Source organism: Streptomyces sp. WP-1 (assembly GCF_030450125.1).
GTDB classification, from domain to species: Bacteria; Actinomycetota; Actinomycetes; order Streptomycetales; family Streptomycetaceae; genus Streptomyces; species Streptomyces incarnatus.
Map to the genome: position 1 here is coordinate 3,645,301 of NZ_CP123923.1, position 17,821 is coordinate 3,663,121.

General features: G+C 70.3%; 17 protein-coding genes. 10 read left to right on the forward strand and 7 right to left on the reverse strand.

The window, feature by feature from the left end:
• Window positions 1-17 precede the first annotated feature (17 nt).
• Both radA and disA read left to right on the forward strand, forming a co-directional pair.
• Window positions 18-1,427: a DNA repair protein RadA gene (gene radA / locus QHG49_RS15810; RefSeq protein ID WP_145487922.1), complete on the forward strand. Its 1,410-nt coding sequence runs from the start codon at window positions 18-20 to the stop codon at window positions 1,425-1,427.
• Between the two features lie 80 nt (window positions 1,428-1,507).
• Window positions 1,508-2,632: a DNA integrity scanning diadenylate cyclase DisA gene (disA, locus tag QHG49_RS15815; RefSeq protein ID WP_037660305.1), complete on the forward strand. Its 1,125-nt coding sequence runs from the start codon at window positions 1,508-1,510 to the stop codon at window positions 2,630-2,632.
• A 27-nt stretch (window positions 2,633-2,659) separates the two neighbouring features.
• On the opposite strand, the gene QHG49_RS15820 is transcribed toward disA, so the two are convergent.
• Window positions 2,660-3,490 (reverse strand): hypothetical protein, encoded by an 831-nt coding sequence (locus tag QHG49_RS15820; RefSeq protein ID WP_301490089.1) that lies wholly within the window; start codon window positions 3,488-3,490, stop codon window positions 2,660-2,662.
• A 179-nt stretch (window positions 3,491-3,669) separates the two neighbouring features.
• Here QHG49_RS15820 and QHG49_RS15825 point away from each other — a divergent pair, with 179 nt between their 5' ends.
• The 5 genes from QHG49_RS15825 to cseC all read left to right on the forward strand — a co-directional run bounded on the left by QHG49_RS15825 (window position 3,670) and on the right by cseC (window position 8,144).
• Window positions 3,670-4,545 (forward strand): A/G-specific adenine glycosylase, encoded by an 876-nt coding sequence (locus tag QHG49_RS15825; protein WP_145487924.1) that lies wholly within the window; start codon window positions 3,670-3,672, stop codon window positions 4,543-4,545.
• 281 nt (window positions 4,546-4,826) lie between these two features.
• Window positions 4,827-5,366: a SigE family RNA polymerase sigma factor gene (locus QHG49_RS15830; RefSeq protein WP_037660309.1), complete on the forward strand. Its 540-nt coding sequence runs from the start codon at window positions 4,827-4,829 to the stop codon at window positions 5,364-5,366.
• A gap of 41 nt (window positions 5,367-5,407) precedes the next feature.
• A complete protein-coding gene (locus tag QHG49_RS15835; RefSeq protein ID WP_159708427.1) occupies window positions 5,408-6,019 on the forward strand; it encodes a hypothetical protein in 612 nt (203 codons plus the stop codon).
• 51 nt (window positions 6,020-6,070) lie between these two features.
• A complete protein-coding gene (gene cseB, locus QHG49_RS15840) occupies window positions 6,071-6,775 on the forward strand; it encodes a two-component system response regulator CseB (protein ID WP_159703736.1) in 705 nt (234 codons plus the stop codon).
• 10 nt (window positions 6,776-6,785) lie between these two features.
• Entirely contained in the window at window positions 6,786-8,144 is a 1,359-nt protein-coding gene (gene cseC, locus QHG49_RS15845) for a two-component system sensor histidine kinase CseC (protein WP_145487927.1), read from the forward strand.
• A 321-nt stretch (window positions 8,145-8,465) separates the two neighbouring features.
• Here cseC and QHG49_RS15850 read toward each other — a convergent pair whose 3' ends face one another.
• Complete coding sequence (locus QHG49_RS15850) at window positions 8,466-10,019, reverse strand: MDR family MFS transporter (protein WP_145487929.1); 1,554 nt, start codon at window positions 10,017-10,019, stop codon at window positions 8,466-8,468.
• A gap of 124 nt (window positions 10,020-10,143) precedes the next feature.
• On the opposite strand from QHG49_RS15850, the gene QHG49_RS15855 reads away from it, so the two are divergent.
• Window positions 10,144-10,743 carry a TetR/AcrR family transcriptional regulator gene (locus tag QHG49_RS15855; protein WP_145487930.1) on the forward strand — a complete coding sequence of 200 codons (600 nt, stop codon included), beginning with the start codon at window positions 10,144-10,146 and terminating at the stop codon, window positions 10,741-10,743.
• A 72-nt stretch (window positions 10,744-10,815) separates the two neighbouring features.
• On the opposite strand, the gene QHG49_RS15860 is transcribed toward QHG49_RS15855, so the two are convergent.
• Window positions 10,816-11,364 (reverse strand): M23 family metallopeptidase, encoded by a 549-nt coding sequence (locus QHG49_RS15860; protein WP_145487932.1) that lies wholly within the window; start codon window positions 11,362-11,364, stop codon window positions 10,816-10,818.
• A 457-nt stretch (window positions 11,365-11,821) separates the two neighbouring features.
• Here QHG49_RS15860 and QHG49_RS15865 point away from each other — a divergent pair, with 457 nt between their 5' ends.
• Window positions 11,822-12,454: an HAD family acid phosphatase gene (locus tag QHG49_RS15865; protein WP_159703730.1), complete on the forward strand. Its 633-nt coding sequence runs from the start codon at window positions 11,822-11,824 to the stop codon at window positions 12,452-12,454.
• Window positions 12,455-12,551: 97 nt separating this feature from the next.
• On the opposite strand, the gene QHG49_RS15870 is transcribed toward QHG49_RS15865, so the two are convergent.
• Window positions 12,552-15,074 (reverse strand): ATP-dependent Clp protease ATP-binding subunit, encoded by a 2,523-nt coding sequence (locus tag QHG49_RS15870; protein WP_145487935.1) that lies wholly within the window; start codon window positions 15,072-15,074, stop codon window positions 12,552-12,554.
• Window positions 15,075-15,504: 430 nt separating this feature from the next.
• Here QHG49_RS15870 and QHG49_RS15875 point away from each other — a divergent pair, with 430 nt between their 5' ends.
• Window positions 15,505-16,128, forward strand: a complete 624-nt coding sequence (locus QHG49_RS15875; protein WP_301490090.1) for an SCO3374 family protein — start codon at window positions 15,505-15,507, stop codon at window positions 16,126-16,128.
• Between the two features lie 43 nt (window positions 16,129-16,171).
• Here QHG49_RS15875 and QHG49_RS15880 read toward each other — a convergent pair whose 3' ends face one another.
• The 3 genes from QHG49_RS15880 to QHG49_RS15890 all read right to left on the reverse strand — a co-directional run bounded on the left by QHG49_RS15880 (window position 16,172) and on the right by QHG49_RS15890 (window position 17,692).
• Window positions 16,172-16,507, reverse strand: coding sequence for an Lsr2 family protein (locus tag QHG49_RS15880; protein ID WP_145487939.1), 336 nt, complete (start codon window positions 16,505-16,507; stop codon window positions 16,172-16,174).
• A 213-nt stretch (window positions 16,508-16,720) separates the two neighbouring features.
• Window positions 16,721-17,254, reverse strand: a complete 534-nt coding sequence (locus QHG49_RS15885; protein ID WP_145487940.1) for an amino-acid N-acetyltransferase — start codon at window positions 17,252-17,254, stop codon at window positions 16,721-16,723.
• Window positions 17,255-17,263: 9 nt separating this feature from the next.
• Window positions 17,264-17,692 carry a BlaI/MecI/CopY family transcriptional regulator gene (locus tag QHG49_RS15890; protein WP_301492799.1) on the reverse strand — a complete coding sequence of 143 codons (429 nt, stop codon included), beginning with the start codon at window positions 17,690-17,692 and terminating at the stop codon, window positions 17,264-17,266.
• Between the last annotated feature and the right edge of the window lie 129 nt (window positions 17,693-17,821).

Here is a 17,821-nt window from a genome sequence, read left to right on the forward strand (position 1 = left end):
CGGGCTACGGTTTCCGCATGGCTGCCCGTACCAAGACCACCAAGGACCGTCCGTCCTACCGCTGCACCGAGTGCGGCTGGCAGACGGCCAAGTGGCTCGGCCGCTGCCCCGAGTGCCAGGCGTGGGGCACGGTCGAGGAGTACGGCGCGCCCGCGGTCCGCACCACGGCCCCCGGCCGGGTCGTCACCTCCGCGCTGCCCATCGGCCAGGTCGACGGCCGGCAGGCCACCGCCCGCACCACCGGGGTGCCCGAGCTGGACCGGGTGCTCGGCGGGGGGCTCGTACCGGGCGCGGTGGTGCTGCTCGCGGGCGAGCCGGGCGTCGGCAAGTCCACCCTGCTGCTGGACGTGGCGGCCAAGGCGGCGAGCGAGGAGCACCGCACCCTCTATGTCACCGGCGAGGAGTCGGCGAGCCAGGTGCGGCTGCGCGCCGACCGCATCAACGCGCTGCACGACGAGCTGTATCTGGCCGCCGAGACCGACCTCTCCGCCGTCCTCGGGCATCTGGACGAGGTGAAGCCCTCCCTGCTGATCCTCGACTCGGTGCAGACGGTCGCCTCCCCGGAGATCGACGGCGCGCCCGGCGGCATGGCCCAGGTCCGCGAGGTGGCCGGGGCGCTGATCCGGGCCTCCAAGGAGCGCGGCATGTCCACGCTGCTGGTCGGCCATGTCACCAAGGACGGCGCGATCGCGGGCCCGCGCCTGCTGGAGCACCTGGTGGACGTCGTGCTGCACTTCGAGGGCGACCGGCACGCCCGGCTCCGCCTGGTCCGCGGCGTGAAGAACCGGTACGGCGCGACGGACGAGGTCGGCTGCTTCGAACTGCACGACGAGGGGATCACCGGTCTCGCCGACCCCAGCGGCCTCTTCCTGACCCGGCGCGACGAACCGGTGCCGGGCACCTGTCTGACCGTGACCCTGGAGGGCCGCCGCCCGCTGGTGGCGGAGGTGCAGGCGCTGACGGTGGACTCCCAGATCCCCTCCCCGCGGCGTACGACGTCGGGGCTGGAGACCTCCCGGGTGTCGATGATGCTGGCCGTGCTCGAACAGCGCGGCCGGATCAGCGCGCTCGGCAAGCGGGACATCTACTCGGCGACGGTCGGCGGTGTGAAGCTGTCCGAGCCCGCCGCCGACCTGGCCATCGCCCTCGCGCTGGCCTCCGCCGCGAGCGACACCCCGCTGCCGAAGAACCTGGTGGCCATCGGCGAGGTGGGGCTCGCGGGCGAGGTGAGACGGGTCACGGGCGTGCAGCGCAGGCTCGCCGAGGCGCACCGGCTCGGCTTCACGCACGCGCTGGTCCCGGGCGATCCGGGGAAGACCCCGCCGGGGATGAAGGTGCTGGAAGTCGCGGACATGGGCGACGCGCTGCGGGTGCTGCCCCGCTCCCGTCGCCGAGAGGCCCCACGGGAGCCGGAGCAGCGCCGGTAGACTTTGCCCAGGTCTCGCCCGTCCGTACGAACCGAGTGCGGGCACGGGTGCGCATGAGAACCCCCGACCGGAGGAGTGCAGTGGCAGCCAACGACCGGGCAGCAGCTCCCGGAAAGTCCGGTGGGAGTGCCGGTTCCGATGGCCTGATGCGCGCTGCCCTGAGCGCCGTGGCACCCGGTACGGCCATGCGGGACGGCCTGGAGCGCATCCTGCGCGGCAACACCGGCGGCCTGATCGTGCTCGGCTCCGACAAGACCGTCGAGGCGATGTGCACCGGCGGCTTCGTGCTGGACGTGGAGTTCGCCGCGACCCGGCTGCGGGAGCTGTGCAAGCTGGACGGCGGCATCGTGCTGTCCTCGGACCTCTCGAAGATCCTGCGCGCGGGCGTCCAGCTGGTCCCGGACCCGACCATCCCCACCGAGGAGACGGGCACCCGGCACCGGACGGCGGACCGGGTGAGCAAGCAGGTCGGCTTCCCCGTCGTCTCCGTGTCCCAGTCGATGCGGCTGATCGCGCTCTACGTCGACGGTCAGCGCCGCGTCCTGGAGGACTCGGCGGCGATCCTCTCCCGCGCGAACCAGGCGCTGGCCACGCTGGAGCGGTACAAGCTCCGCCTGGACGAGGTGGCGGGCACGCTGTCGGCGCTGGAGATCGAGGACCTGGTGACGGTGCGGGACGTGTCCGCCGTCGCACAGCGTCTGGAGATGGTGCGCCGGATCGCCACCGAGATCGCCGAGTACGTGGTGGAGCTGGGCACCGACGGCCGGCTGCTCGCGCTCCAGCTGGAGGAGCTGATCGCGGGGGTCGAGCCGGACCGGGAGCTGGTCGTACGGGACTATGTGCCCGAGCCGACCGCGAAGCGCTCCCGCACGGTGGAGGAGGCCCTGTCCGAGCTGAACGCGCTCACCCAGGCCGAGCTGATCGAGGTCGGCACGGTGGCGCGGGCGCTGGGCTACACCGGGTCGCCCGAGACCCTGGACTCCGCGGTGTCCCCGCGGGGCTTCCGGCTGCTGGCCAAGGTGCCGCGGCTGCCGGGGGCGATCATCGACCGGCTGGTGGAGCACTTCGGCGGGCTGCAGAAGCTGTTGGCCGCGAGTGTGGACGATCTGCAGACGGTGGACGGTGTGGGCGAGGCGCGGGCGAGGAGCGTGCGGGAGGGACTCTCGCGGCTGGCCGAGTCCTCGATCCTGGAGCGGTACGTCTGATCCCGGGGCCGACGGCTCCGTGACCTACTAGTCCGCCGACAGCACGAACGACGCCTGAAGCTTCCCGTACCCCGGGGTCCTCGCCTCCAGCAGGTACGTACCCGGCTTGGCCGTGCCGCCGGACGGCGTCGCGCAGTGGGCGGCGCTCGGGTGGCGGTCCCACGTGACCGTGTACGTGATGGACTTGCCGGCCGGGACCCGGAAGGACAGATTGCCCGCGCCCTCGGGGCAGTCGGCGGAGGACCAGAAGGCGTTGTCGCCGTCGGCCGGGGTGATCGTCAACACCGCGTTCCTCGGGCCGAGATCGACCTTGCAGTCGGCGGACGAGGTGTTCTTCGCGGTGAGTTCAAAGGCCGGTGTCTGGTCCGGCGAGTAGGAGTTGCGCAGGCTGCGCAGGCCCAACGACACCGCGCCGGACGTGCAGTTCGCCAGGTCGGAGGAGCCGGGCAGCGCGTCGCCCGCGACGACCGCCCCGCCGCCCGCCGCGGACCCGCCGCCGGAGCCCGCGGAACCGCCCGAGCCGGAGCCGCCGTTCCCGTCGCCGCCGTCACCGGAACCCGGACCGGAGGACCCCGCCGAACCGCCGGACCCGGAGCCGGACCCTCCCGACTCGTCCCGCCCGCCCGGGTGTTGGCTGTACGCGGGGCCCGAACCCGACGGCCCCGGAGTGATCGTGTTCGTGGGGTTCTTGCCGCCGGACGCGCTGCTGCCCTTCTTCCCGCCGCCACCCCCGCCCCCCGTCGTGACGATCCATGCGATCAGCAGCGCCGAGACGACGACCACCAAAAGCAGTACGGCCCTCCTGCGCCAGTAGATGGAGGAGGGAAGCGGCCCGACCGGATTGCGCAGAGATCCCACGCCTGAACTCTACGAGAGTTCGGCGCGCGGCCTTGCCCCACCCGCCGTGCCCGCACCAACTTTTCCGGATCATCATTCCGGTAACTGCCCTCGCAGGCACGGTTCTTCACCGACCAGCACGCTGGGTGACGGCCTCGTCACCCGCACCACCCCCCGAGGCGTGGCAGGATCGGAAGGCCATGACCGAGAAAATCCACGCCCCCGTGATCGCCTGGTTCGACGCCCATGCCCGCGACCTCCCCTGGCGCCGCCCGGAGGCGGGCGCGTGGGGCGTGATGGTCAGCGAGTTCATGCTTCAGCAGACCCCGGTCAACCGGGTGCTGCCCGTCTACGAGCAGTGGCTGGCCCGCTGGCCGCGCCCCGCCGACCTGGCGAAGGAGGCGCCCGGCGAGGCGGTGCGCGCCTGGGGCCGGCTCGGCTATCCGCGCCGCGCGCTGCGGCTGCACGGCGCCGCCCTCGCCATAACGGAGCGGCACGGCGGTGACGTACCGACGGAACACGCGCAGCTGCTCGCGCTGCCCGGCATCGGCGAGTACACGGCCGCCGCGGTGGCCTCGTTCGCCTACGGGCAGCGGCACCCGGTGCTGGACACGAATGTGCGACGGGTGCTGGCGCGCGCGGTGACGGGGGTGCAGTACCCGCCGAACGCGACGACCGCGGCCGAGCGGCGCCTGGCCCGGGAGCTGCTGCCCGAGGACGAGGGGACGGCCGCGCGCTGGGCCGCCGCCTCCATGGAGCTGGGCGCGCTGGTGTGCACGGCGAAGAACGAGGGCTGCGCGCGCTGCCCGATCGCCGCGCAGTGCGCCTGGCGGCAGGCGGGCAAGCCGGAGCACCAGGGGCCGCCGCGGCGCGGGCAGACGTACGCCGGTACGGACCGGCAGGTGCGCGGCAAGCTGCTCGCCGTGCTGCGGGAGGCGCACACCCCGGTGCCGCAGGCGCGGCTGGACCGGGTCTGGCACGAGCCGGTGCAGCGGGCCCGCGCGCTGGACGGGCTGGTCACCGACGGGCTGGTGGAGCCGCTGCCCGGCGGTCTGTACCGGCTGCCGTTGACCTGACACACAGCCAGATCACAGCGCCACCCCCTCTGTTACGGGGCTCCTCGCTCAACCGGAGTATGACAAAAGCCTCATAACTGGACATGGAGACCGCTCTCTTTACCCCGTCCCTACGGCCGTTACACAACCGACGGATAGCCGATTGCTAGCCGAAGGCTGGTCCGCACAGCCCCGTGACAACGACTGCCTACCTTCATTTCCGTGCCCGACAGACCACGGGCCGGCAGGACAGCGGGACTTCGGCGGGGGCCGAAGCACACGGGGAACGGAGGCGGTTGAACATGGCGCAGGGCGAGGTGCTCGCATTCGAGGAGTACGTCCGCACACGACAGGACGCGCTGCTGCGCAGTGCGCGCCGGCTGGTGCCGGACCCCGTGGACGCGCAGGACCTGCTCCAGACGGCGCTGGTGCGGACCTACGGCCGCTGGGACGGCATCGCCGACAAGCGGCTCGCCGACGCCTACCTGCGCCGGGTCATGATCAACACCCGGACCGAGTGGTGGCGGGCCCGCAAGCTGGAGGAGGTCCCCACCGAGCAGCTGCCGGACGCCTGCGTGGAGGACTCCACCGAGCAGCACGCCGACCGGGCCCTGCTGATGGACATCCTGAAAGTTCTCGCACCCAAGCAGCGCAGTGTCGTGGTGCTGCGACACTGGGAGCAGATGTCCACCGAGGAGACGGCCGCGGCCCTGGGCATGTCGGCCGGTACGGTCAAGAGCACGCTGCACCGGGCGCTCGCCCGGCTCCGTGAGGAGCTGGAGGCCCGCGACCTGGACGCACGGGCGCTGGAGCGTGAGGAGCGGGAGCGTTGCGCGGCCTGACAGGGCCCGGGCCGGAACCGGCCCGTGGGAATTGGCTGGCGGTGATCGCGGCGGTGGCCTCGGTCACCGCCCTCGCCCTTTTCGCCGCGGCGTGCGGCACGGGCGGCCTGGGTGCCCGGGACGAGGGCCCGGCACACGCCTCGGCGGTGGCCGGGGCCGGCGCCGTGGCCGCGCCGGCGCCCTCGCCGAGCGATCCGGAGAAGTACCGGAAGGTGGACGCCGTACAGCTGCTCAAGGGCGATCCGGCGGTGTCCGCCGCCGTCAAGCGGGAGCTGAAGCCGTGCAGCGGCAGCGAGTACCCGGTGGACGTCTCGTACGGTGATCTGACCGGGTCTCCGGTGGACGACGTCGTGATCAACGTGCTGACGTGCGCGGACGCGGTCGGGATCGGCTCGTACGTCTACCGGGACGACGCCGGTACGTTCAAGAACGTGTTCCGGACCGAGGAGTCGCCGGTCTACGCCGAGATCGATCAGGGCCGGCTGTCGGTGACCAGGCAGTATTACGAGAAGGGCGATCCCATCTCCAGCCCGTCCGGTGAGATCGTGACGCCGTACAGCTGGAAGGCGGATCGGTTCACGCCGGGCAAGAGCGTGCGCAACGAGTACAGCAAGTCGGCCGGGCAGGCCCCGACGCCCGTGCCGGACAGCTGAACCGCCCTTCGACCGGACCACCAGCGACACACGAGGACAGAGAGCACCGGGATGGCAGACCAGACCCACGTCCTGTTCGTCGAGGACGACGACGTCATCCGCGAGGCCACACAGCTCGCCCTGGAGCGGGACGGCTTCGCGGTCACCGCCATGCCCGACGGGCTCTCGGGCCTGGAGGCGTTCCGGGCGAACCGCCCCGACATCGCCCTGCTCGACGTGATGGTGCCCGGTCTCGACGGGGTCAGCCTGTGCCGCCGGATCCGGGACGAGTCGACCGTGCCGGTGATCATGCTGTCCGCGCGCGCCGACTCCATCGACGTCGTCCTCGGCCTGGAGGCGGGCGCGGACGACTATGTGACCAAGCCGTTCGACGGCGCGGTACTGGTCGCCCGGATCCGGGCGGTGCTGCGCCGCTTCGGGCACGCCGGGGGCTCCGCGCACCCGGAGGAGCCCGCCTCCGCGATGCAGGGCGGCACGCTGACCTTCGGCGATCTGCGGATCGACACCGACGGCATGGAGGTGCTGCGGGACGGCCGGCCGGTGGCCCTCACCCCGACCGAGATGCGGCTGCTGCTGGAGTTCTCCTCCGCGCCCGGGACCGTGCTCTCCCGCGACAAGCTCCTGGAGCGCGTGTGGGACTACGGCTGGGGCGGGGACACCCGCGTGGTCGACGTCCATGTGCAGCGGCTGCGGCAGAAGATCGGCCAGGACCGGATCGAGACGGTCCGCGGCTTCGGCTACAAGCTGAAGGCCTGAACGGAGCGGCATGCGGGGGTTTTTGCGGCACCCGGTCCGGCGCATGGAGCGCGTGGGCCTGCACACCGGCATCCGGTGGAAACTCAGTGCGGCGATCGCGCTGGTCGCCGGTCTCGTGGCGATCGCGCTGAGCCTGGTCGTGCACAACGCGGCCCGGGTGTCGATGCTGGACAACGCGCGCGATCTGGCCAATGACCGGGTCCAACTGGCCCAGCGGAACTACGAGTTGTCCGGGCGGACGAACTTCCCGAACATAAAGATCGACGACCCGGGGATGCCGCCGGCGCTGCGCGAGAAGGTGATGGCCGGGCGCCGGGCGAGCGATGTCTCCGACCGGGGCTCGGGCCCGCCGGACATCTGGGCGGCGGTACCGGCCAAGGACGGGCATGTGCTCTCGCTGCACAGCCACTTCCCGGACCGTTCCATGGACGTGATGAAGGACCTGGACCAGGCCCTGGTCATCGGGTCCATCGCGGTCGTCCTCGGCGGCAGCGCGCTCGGCGTGCTGATCGGCGGCCAGCTGTCCGGCCGGCTGCGCAAGGCCGCGGCCGCGGCGAACCAGGTCGCGCGGGGCGAGACCGAGGTACGGGTGCGGGAGGCCATCGGCGGGGTCGTACGGGACGAGACCGACGATCTCGCGCGGGCGGTGGACGCGATGGCGGACGCGCTGCGGCTGCGTCTGGAGGCCGAGCGGCGGGTCACCGCGGACATCGCGCACGAGCTGCGCACCCCGGTGACGGGGCTGCTGACGGCGGCCGAGCTGCTGCCGCCCGGCCGGCCCACGGAGCTGGTGCTGGACCGGGCCAAGGCGATGCGCACGCTGGTGGAGGACGTGCTGGAGGTGGCCCGTCTGGACAGCGCCTCGGAGCGGGCCGAGCTCCAGGACATCATGCTGGGCGAGTTCGTCGCGCGACGGGTGGCGGTGAAGGATCCGGACATCGTCGTACGGATCGTGCACGAGTCGGAGGTGACGACCGACCCGCGCCGCCTGGAGCGGGTGCTGTTCAATCTGCTCGCCAATGCCGCGCGGCACGGCCGGCCGCCGATCGAGGTGAGCGTCGAGGGCCGGGTGATCCGGGTCCGCGACCACGGTCCCGGCTTCCCCGAGGCGCTGCTCGCGGAGGGCCCGAGCCGGTTCCGCACCGGCAGCACGGACCGCGCGGGGCAGGGCCACGGGCTCGGCCTGACCATCGCCGCGGGCCAGGCGCGCGTGCTCGGCGCGCGCCTCACCTTCCGCAACATCCGCCCCGCGGGTCTGCCGCCGGAACTCCCGGCGGAGGGCGCGGTGGCGGTCCTGTGGCTGCCGGAGCACGCGCCGACGAACACGGGGAGCCATCCGATGCTGCCGTTGTCGGGGGGCGCGGGCTGAAATCGGCGGGGCGGGGAGAGTGGGGGGCGGGTGCGGCGGGGAGAGTGGGGGGCGGGTGCGGTTCGTCGCCGACTGCGGGCCGTCGTGGGCCGGTCGCGCGGTTCCCCGCGCCCCTGGGGAATTGCCTTCCGTCGGCTGTCGAAGTACGCCGGCACCAGCGCGCCCCGAAGGGGCGCGGGGAACTGCGCGAATGCCCCCACCGGCCCGCGCCCGACGACGAACCGCACCCGCCCCCGCCACTCCCCCACCACACCCCCCGAACGTGACGAAGGCCCCCGGGGCGGACACCCGCCGGGGGCCTTCGTCGTACGGGGGCCTCGGTCAGACCTCGACCAGCGGTGCGACCTCCGGCTTCGCCGCCTGCGGGCCGCCCCGCAGCGGGACCTCCTTGACGAAGAGCGCGCCGACGAGCACCAGGACGGCGATCACGGCGCCCAGGAGGAACGCGGAGTGCGTACCGGCGGAGACCGCGTGCTGGTAGGCCTCACGGGCCAGCGGCGGCAGCTTCGCCAGGCTCTTGGCGTCCAGCTGGGCGGACTGCTCGGTGATGCCCTTGCCCAGCGCACCGGCCCGCTCGGCCATGACGTCCTTGACCTTGTTGTTGAACAGCGCGCCCATGATGGCGACACCGAACGAGGAGCCGAGCGTACGGAACAGCGTCGTGGACGAGGACGCGACGCCCATGTCCTTCATCTCCACGCTGTTCTGCGCCACCAGCATGGTGATCTGCATCAGGCAGCCCATGCCGAGGCCGAGGACGGCCATGTAGACGCCGGAGGTGAAGCGGCTCGTACCGGTGTCCATCAGCGACAGCAGGTACAGACCCGTGATCATCAGCGCGCCGCCGACGATCGGGAACACCTTGTAGCGGCCGGTGTTGGTGGTGACGCGGCCCGCGACCATCGACGTCACCAGCATCGCGCCGAGCATCGGCAGTAGCAGCAGACCGGAGTTGGTCGCCGACGCGCCCTGCACCGCCTGCTGGTACAGCGGCAGGAACAGCGTCGCGCCGAACATCACGAAGCCGGTGATGAAGCCGATCACGGACATCAGGGTGAAGTTGCGGCTGCGGAAGATGTGCAGCGGCAGCACCGGGTCGGCGGCCTTCGTCTGCCAGAACACGAACCCGGCCAGCGCGACCACGCCGATGGCGATGAGCTCCATGATCCGCGCGGACGTCCAGGCGTACTCGCTGCCGCCCCAGGTGGTGACCAGCACGATCGAGGTGATGCCGATGGTCAGCAGCGCGACCCCGAGGTAGTCGATGCCCGCCTTGGCCCGCTTGCGCGGCAGGTGCAGCACCGCGGTGACCAGGACCAGCGCGACCGCGCCGAGCGGCAGGTTGATGTAGAAGGACCAGCGCCAGCCCCAGTTGTCGGTGATGGTGCCGCCGACCAGCGGACCGCCGATCATCGCCAGCGCCATCACGGCGGCCATCATGCCCTGGTACTTGCCCCGCTCCCGCGGCGGCACGAGGTCACCGATGATCGCCATGACGCCGACCATCAGACCGCCGGCGCCGAGGCCCTGCACGGCGCGGAAGCCGATCAGCTCGCCCATGTTCTGGGCCATGCCGCTGAGCGCGGAGCCGATCAGGAAGATCACGATCGAGCTGAGGAAGGCGCCCTTGCGCCCGTACATGTCGCCGAGCTTGCCCCAGATCGGGGTGGAGGCCGCGGTGGCCAGGGTGTAGCCGGTGACCACCCAGGACAGGTGCTCTAGGCCGCCCAGCTCGCCGACGATGGTGGGCATCGCCGTACCCACGATCATGTTGTCGAGCATCGCGAGCATCATCGCGATCATGAGCGCGAGCAGTACGACGCGCACGCTCCGCTGTTTCTTGCCCTCCTGGGGGCTTTCCACTGTGTCCGCCATCTCTTCCCTACTCCCCCTCGGCGACTACTTACTTGCCGCCCGGCTAATTAGTACACTGCGCAAGGTAGAGGGCAAACTAGCCGGGCGTCAAGTAAGTTTCCGCAGGAGCGCGAGGAGTACGAGGATGGGCGTCACCATGGACGGCACCAAGCAGCAGCGCCGCGGCAACACCCGCCAGCGCATCCAGGACGTCGCGCTCGAACTCTTCGCCGAGCAGGGCTACGAGAAGACCTCGCTGCGCGAGATCGCCGAGCGCCTCGACGTCACCAAGGCGGCCCTGTACTACCACTTCAAGACCAAGGAAGAGATCATCGTCAGCCTCTTCGAGGACCTGACGCAGCCGATCGCCGGCCTGATCGAGTGGGGTCGCGGCCAGCCGCACACCCTGGAGACGAAGCAGGAGATCCTGCGGCGCTACAGCGAGGCGCTCTCGCACGCGGAGCCGCTCTTCCGCTTCATGCAGGAGAACCAGGCGACGGTGCGGGAGCTGCGCATCGGCGAGACCTTCAAGGACCGCATGCACGACCTGCGGGACATACTGATGGACCCGGACGCCGAGCTGGTCGACCAGGTGCGCTCGCTCAGCGCGATGTTCACGCTGCACGCCGGGATGTTCGTGATGCAGGACCTGGTGGGCGACGTGGAGAAGCGCCGCCAGGCCGTGCTGGAGGTCGCCCTGGACCTGGTCACCCAGGCCCACCAGCACGCCCACGCGGACGACTGAGCCGCCCGTGTCGACTCGCTCGACCCGGACGGCTCGGACAGCTCACTCGGCGGTTCGTACGGCCCGCTCGGCTCAGACGCGGACGCCCTTGCTCTTCAGGAAGGGCACCGGGTTGAGGGCGGAGCCGTAGTTCGGGGTCGTACGGATCTCGAAGTGCAGGTGGGGACCCGTGGAGTTGCCGGTGGAGCCGGACAGGGCGATGTGCTGGCCGGTCTTCACCTTCTGGCCGATCTTGACGTCGACGCGGGACAGGTGCGCGTACTGGGAGTAGACGCCGTTCTCGTGCTTGATCACGATGGCGTTGCCGTACGCGGGACCGTCACCGGCGCCGTTCGGGCCGGCCTTGACGACGGTGCCGCCGTGCACGGCGAAGACCTCGGTGCCGGTGGACACGGCGAAGTCCTGGCCGCTGTGCTTGGCGACCCAGTGGGCGCCGGACTGGTTGAAGCCCGCGGAGAGCGAGTACTTCTTCACCGGGTCGACCCAGGAGGCCGCCGACGGAGCGGCGCTCGCGACTCCGGCGCCCAGCACGACCGGGACAGCGACACCGGCGGCCAGGAAGGCGGCGCGGGTACGGAGCGAGGACGTACGGGTGGCACGGAACGTGAAGCGCTTGGACATCGAGACCTCGTGAACTCGGGGACAGATCGGCCGCCCGGCGGACAGGTGTTCGCCGCGGCGGCCATCCCTTGGTAACCGATCGCCCCATCCGGGCGAAAGCGGTGCATCTACGGCGTCCGGTAGTAGATGAGCCGAAAACCACCCATCGTCTTGACAGCCCCCGCGCCTACCCGGCATCCCCCGCCGTGAACTGCCTGTTTCCGGCGGAAACCGAGGATCTACGCCCCCTTTGCCCACCCTTTACCCACCCGAAGGATCACACTATCAGGGCTAGTAAGGGACAAATCGCCTGTGCGGCATGTCACCGGCTTCGCGCATCGGCGGGGCCGTGAATGTGACGCAGGCCCCTATCCACCTACCGTCCGGTAACCCTACGGTTCCCCTCACGCCATCCGCACCACAGATCATGCACCTGCCATCCGGCACCGCGTACGTGACGTGAGAGGAACCCCCACCGATGACCAGCCCCCTGGCGCGCCGCCTCACCGTGACCGCCGTCTCCGTGGCCGCGCTGGCCGCCGTGGCCGCCCCGGCCCGAGCGGCGGACGCCACCGCGGCCCCGGCCACCACCGCGGCCGCGAGCGCCACGACCGGCAAGGTCGACTTCGCCACCTGGCAGAACGACTGCCAGACGGTCATGGACCAGGCCCTGCCGTACCTGGAGCAGCGCATCGCCGCCGCGAAGCCGGGCGAGAAGCAGGCCATCGTCTTCGACATCGACAACACCACGCTGGACACCGACCTGGGCTTCGCGGTCCCCCAGAAGGCCGACAAGCCGGTGTTGGACGTCGCCCGGTACGCCCAGAACCACGGCGTCGCCCTCTTCTTCGTGACCGCCCGCCCGGGCATCATCGAGGCGCCCACGAAGTGGAACCTGGAGTACGACGGCTACCAGGTCTCCGGCATCTACGTGCGCGGCCTGTTCGACCTCTTCAAGAACGTCGCCGACTACAAGACGGCCCAGCGCGTCGCCATCGAGAACAAGGGCTACGACATCATCGCCAACATCGGCAACAGCCCCACCGACCTGTCCGGCGGCCACGCCGACCAGACCTTCAAGCTGCCGGACTACAACGGCCAGCTCTCTTAGGTCCTCTCGTTCGGATCCATTCCGAACCCGCCGCGGGAAAAGCCGAAAGGGGCCGGTGCCAAAAGCACCGGCCCCTTCAGGTGGGAGCGTCGCGGACTTACGCGTCCTTGCTCAGGTTCGGGCCGCCGCCGGCGGCCTGTTCGATCGGGGGGGCGTCCGGCAGGGCGGACTTCTCCTCACCGCGGAAGGTGAAGGTCGCGTTCTCGCCCTCGCCCTCCGTGTCCACGACCACGATGTGGCCGGGGCGCAGCTCCCCGAAGAGGATCTTCTCGGAGAGGCTGTCCTCGATCTCGCGCTGGATCGTGCGGCGCAGCGGCCGGGCGCCCAGCACCGGGTCGTAGCCCCGCTTGGACAGCAGTTCCTTGGCGGACTGGGAGAGCTCGATGCCCATGTCCCGGTCCTTCAGGCGCTCGTCCACCTTGCCGATCATCAGGTCGACGATCCGCAGGATGTCCTCCTGCGTCAGCTGCGGGAAGACGACCACGTCGTCGACGCGGTTGAGGAACTCGGGCCGGAAGTGCTGCTTGAGCTCGTCCTGGACCTTGTTCTTCATGCGCTCGTAGTTGGTCTTCGTGTCACCCGAGGCCGCGAAGCCCAGGTTGAAGCCCTTGGAGATGTCCCGGGTGCCGAGGTTGGTCGTCATGATGATGACCGTGTTCTTGAAGTCCACGACCCGGCCCTGGGAGTCGGTCAGGCGACCGTCCTCCAGGATCTGCAGCAGCGAGTTGAAGATGTCCGGGTGGGCCTTCTCGACCTCGTCGAACAGGACGACGGAGAACGGCTTGCGGCGCACCTTCTCGGTGAGCTGGCCGCCCTCTTCGTAGCCCACGTAGCCGGGGGGCGAACCGAAGAGACGGGAGACCGTGTGCTTCTCGCTGAACTCCGACATGTCGAGGGAGATCAGCGCGTCCTCGTCGCCGAAGAGGAACTCGGCGAGCGCCTTGGACAGCTCGGTCTTACCGACACCGGACGGGCCGGCGAAGATGAACGAGCCACCGGGGCGCTTCGGGTCCTTCAGACCGGCACGCGTACGGCGGATCGCCTTGGACAGCGCCTTGACGGCGTCGACCTGGCCGATGACCCGCTTGTGCAGCTCGTCCTCCATGCGCAGCAGGCGGGAGGACTCCTCCTCGGTCAGCTTGAAGACCGGGATGCCGGTGGCCGTGGCGAGGACCTCGGCGATCAGCTCGCCGTCGACCTCGGCGACGACGTCCATGTCGCCGGCCTTCCACTCCTTCTCGCGCTTGGCCTTGGCGGCCAGGAGCTGCTTCTCCTTGTCGCGCAGCGAGGCGGCCTTCTCGAAGTCCTGCGAGTCGATCGCGGACTCCTTGTCCCGGCGGACGCCGGCGATCTTCTCGTCGAACTCGCGGAGGTCCGGCGGCGCGGTCATCCGGCGGATGCGCATCCGGGAGCCGGCCTCGTCGATCAGGTCGATGGCCTTGTCCGGCAGGAAGCGGTCCGAGATGTAGCGGTCGGCCAGGGTGGCGGCCTGGACCAGCGCCTCGTCGGTGATCGAGACGCGGTGGTGCGCCTCGTACCGGTCGCGCAGGCCCTTGAGGATCTCGATGGTGTGCGGCAGGGACGGCTCGGCGACCTGGATGGGCTGGAAGCGGCGCTCCAGGGCCGCGTCCTTCTCCAGGTGCTTGCGGTACTCGTCCAGCGTGGTCGCACCGATGGTCTGGAGTTCACCGCGGGCCAGCATCGGCTTGAGGATGGAGGCCGCGTCGATGGCGCCCTCGGCGGCACCCGCACCGACCAGCGTGTGCAGCTCGTCGATGAACAGGATGATGTCGCCGCGGGTGCGGATCTCCTTGAGGACCTTCTTCAGGCGCTCCTCGAAGTCACCGCGGTAGCGGGAGCCGGCGACCAGGGCGCCGAGGTCCAGCGTGTAGAGGTGCTTGTCCTTCAGCGTCTCGGGCACCTCGCCCTTGACGATGGCCTGGGCGAGGCCCTCCACGACGGCGGTCTTGCCGACGCCGGGCTCACCGATCAGCACCGGGTTGTTCTTGGTACGGCGGGACAGCACCTGCATGACCCGCTCGATCTCCTTCTCGCGCCCGATGACCGGGTCGAGCTTGGATTCACGGGCGGCCTGGGTGAGGTTCCGGCCGAACTGGTCCAGGACCAGGGACGTCGAGGGGGTGCCCTCGGCCGGGCCGCCGGCGGTGGCGGTCTCCTTGCCCTGGTAACCGGAGAGCAGCTGGATGACCTGCTGCCGCACCCGGTTGAGGTCGGCACCCAGCTTGACCAGGACCTGGGCGGCGACGCCCTCGCCCTCACGGATCAGGCCGAGCAGGATGTGCTCCGTGCCGATGTAGTTGTGGCCCAGCTGAAGGGCCTCGCGGAGCGACAGCTCCAGGACCTTCTTGGCACGGGGGGTGAAGGGGATGTGCCCGGACGGGGCCTGCTGGCCCTGACCGATGATCTCCTCCACCTGCTGACGGACCGCCTCGAGCGAAATGCCGAGGCTCTCCAGGGCCTTAGCGGCGACACCTTCGCCCTCGTGGATGAGACCCAGGAGGATGTGCTCGGTGCCGATGTAGTTGTGGTTGAGCATCCGGGCTTCTTCCTGAGCCAGGACGACAACCCGCCGCGCGCGGTCGGTGAACCTCTCGAACATCGTTAATCGCTCCTCAGAGCGGTCAGGCAGTGGGGGGAACTTCCCCTCCCTGTCCTTCCGCAGCTTAGTCCCGCAAGCGGGGACCGCTCATTCCAACTGCCGACACCGTCCTTGGCCTCCTGACCCCGAACGCCGACATCTGCTCCAACCCGATGGTGCGAGACGATGTTCCCGCAGGCCAGGCAGTTACCCCACTCGCCACTACGCCGATGGCGAACGGGAGGCCGCCGCGCCCGCACGTCGCCCCCTCCCACTAGGCATGTCTTACCCGCAGAGACGGACACTCCATGCCGAGCGCACCGGTTCCCTCCGCTATGGGCGAACAACCTTGCGGCTCCCCCCACCACCGAGTGCTCCCCTTTTCGGCACGTTGTGCGATCGGTGGGGCACTCAGCGTAACTCGCCGCCTGTCCCGCCGGTTGCACCCGGCATGACTGGCACGGTCGCCACGACCTCCACGGTCCCCCTTCCCCGCCGCCCCGTCGAACCGGGAGCGCCCGGCGCGCGGGCGCACGGGGCGGGCCCCTGGCGCGAGGCGCGCCGCTGGTACGAGGACGAGCTGGGCTGGGCGACCGTGCCCGGGCCCCCGCCGGGGCTGCCGACCGGGCTGCGCTTCGACGTCCTGGACGTGCCGGCCGAGGCGGGCGCGCGGGCACTGCGGCATCTCGCGCCGGGTTCGCCGGTGGCCCTGCGGGGCGACCGCATGCGGCTGCTGGTGGCCGCGGGCGGCGCCGAGGAGGTGCCGGGGCTGCTGGACTGGCTGGAATGGGGCGCGGTGGCGCTCGATCTGCGGGTCCTGGGGGCGGGGGGCGTCATGGAGGCGCCGCTGCCGCCCGGCGGGCCGCAGCCGCCGCCCGGGAGCCTGAAGGGGGCCGCCGTGTGGCTGCGGCCCCCTGAGCCGGGGTGCGAGGCCGATGCCTCGCTGCCCGCGATGCCGCGTACGGGACGCGAGGGGAGCGCCCCAGATCTCGTACGGCTGGTGGACACGGTGGCGTCGTGGTGTCACCGGGTCCGGCTGCGGCGGGAATGCGGCGGGGTGCCGGTCTCGCCGTAGCGCCGTACTGATTGTCGTACCGATATTCGACCGATTCGGCTGGTCAGCCGTTGGCCTTCTCGTACGCCTCGCGGATGGAGGCGGGGACACGGCCGCGGTCGTTGACGTCCATGCCGTTCTCCTTGGCCCAGGCGCGGATCGCCGCGGTGTCCTGGTTGCCGCTGGAGGCGGTGCGCGCCTTTCCACGTCCCTGGGCGGCACGGCCACCGGTACGACGACCGCCCTTGACATAAGGGTCGAGAAGGCCGCGCAGCTTGTCCGCATTGGCGGTCGTGAGGTCGATCTCGTACGTCTTGCCGTCCAACGCGAACGTCACCGTCTCGTCCGCCTCGCCGCCGTCGAGGTCGTCGACAAGAAGGACCTGAACCTTCTGTGCCACCGGATTTCCTTTCATCGATAACGTTGAGGTCAGGGTGCGCGCGTCCGCCCGTTTCGCCGCCCCTGATATATGCAGTACTGCAGTACGTCGGAAAGCAAACCGCTTTTGCGGGAAAAACACAAACCCCTGGGAGAGAGCTGAGGAGGGCCCAGGGGCCGGAAAGATGCGCGTTTCGGACATAGGGCACCGCGCATAGTCACCGGGCAAAGACGGTCACAGATGCAGAAGCATCCGGCTGTTGCCCAAGGTGTTCGGTTTCACTCGTTCGAGTCCGAGGAACTCCGCGACACCCTCGTCATAGGAACGCAGGAGCTCCGCGTAGACATCGGTGTCGACCGGTGTCTCACCGATCTCGACGAAGCCGTGCTTCCCGAAGAAGTCGACTTCGAAGGTGAGACAGAAAACCCGGCGAACACCGAGCCAGCGTGCCGTGTGCAGCAACTTCTCCAGCAACTGATGGCCCACGCCCGCGCCCTTGAGGCCGGGCTTCACCGCGAGAGTGCGGACTTCCGCGAGGTCCTCCCACATGACGTGCAGCGCGCCGCAGCCGACGACCTCGGCGTTGTCGTCCCGTTCCGCGACCCAGAACTCCTGGATGTCCTCGTAAAGCGTGACCGTGGCTTTGTCGAGCAGGATGCGGCCCTGGACGTAGGCGTCGAGGAGGTGGCGCACGGCCGGCACATCGCCGGTCCTGGCCCGGCGGACCGTGATGGCTTTTGCGGAGACTTCGGGGCGCTCTGCGGACATGAGCGGACGCTATCGCCCGGCGGTGCCCTCCGCCGAGCCGGGGTTCTCCGGGTTCTCCGGTTGCTCCGCTCGTACGGGTCGCGGTTCCGCGGCTTCGGGGGCTTGCCGGGTTTCCGGTCCCTGGACGATGCGCACGGCGTCCTGAAGGGCCTGGCGCTGTTCCTCGCTCATCATCCCGAAGAACGCGACGAGTGCGGCGGCGGGGTTGTCGCTCTGCGACCAGGCGTCGTTCATGAGAGCGGCGGCGTAGGCGGCGCGGGTGGAGACGGCCTCATATCGATAGGCCCGGCCTTCCGCCTCGCGGCGGACCCAGCCCTTCTGATGGAGATTGTCCAAAACCGTCATCACGGTGGTGTACGCGATGGTCCGTTCCTGCTGGAGGTCTTCCAGGACTTCTCGAACGGTCACCGGGCGGTTCCACTTCCACACCCGCGTCATGACCGCGTCTTCGAGTTCTCCCAAGGGGCGAGGCACAGCTCAGAACAATAGTGGGAGATCCGGGCGATGGCGTGCCGGACGTGGCGGAACGTTACGAACCCGGGCAAAAAGGGCGGCCCGGGGGAAAGC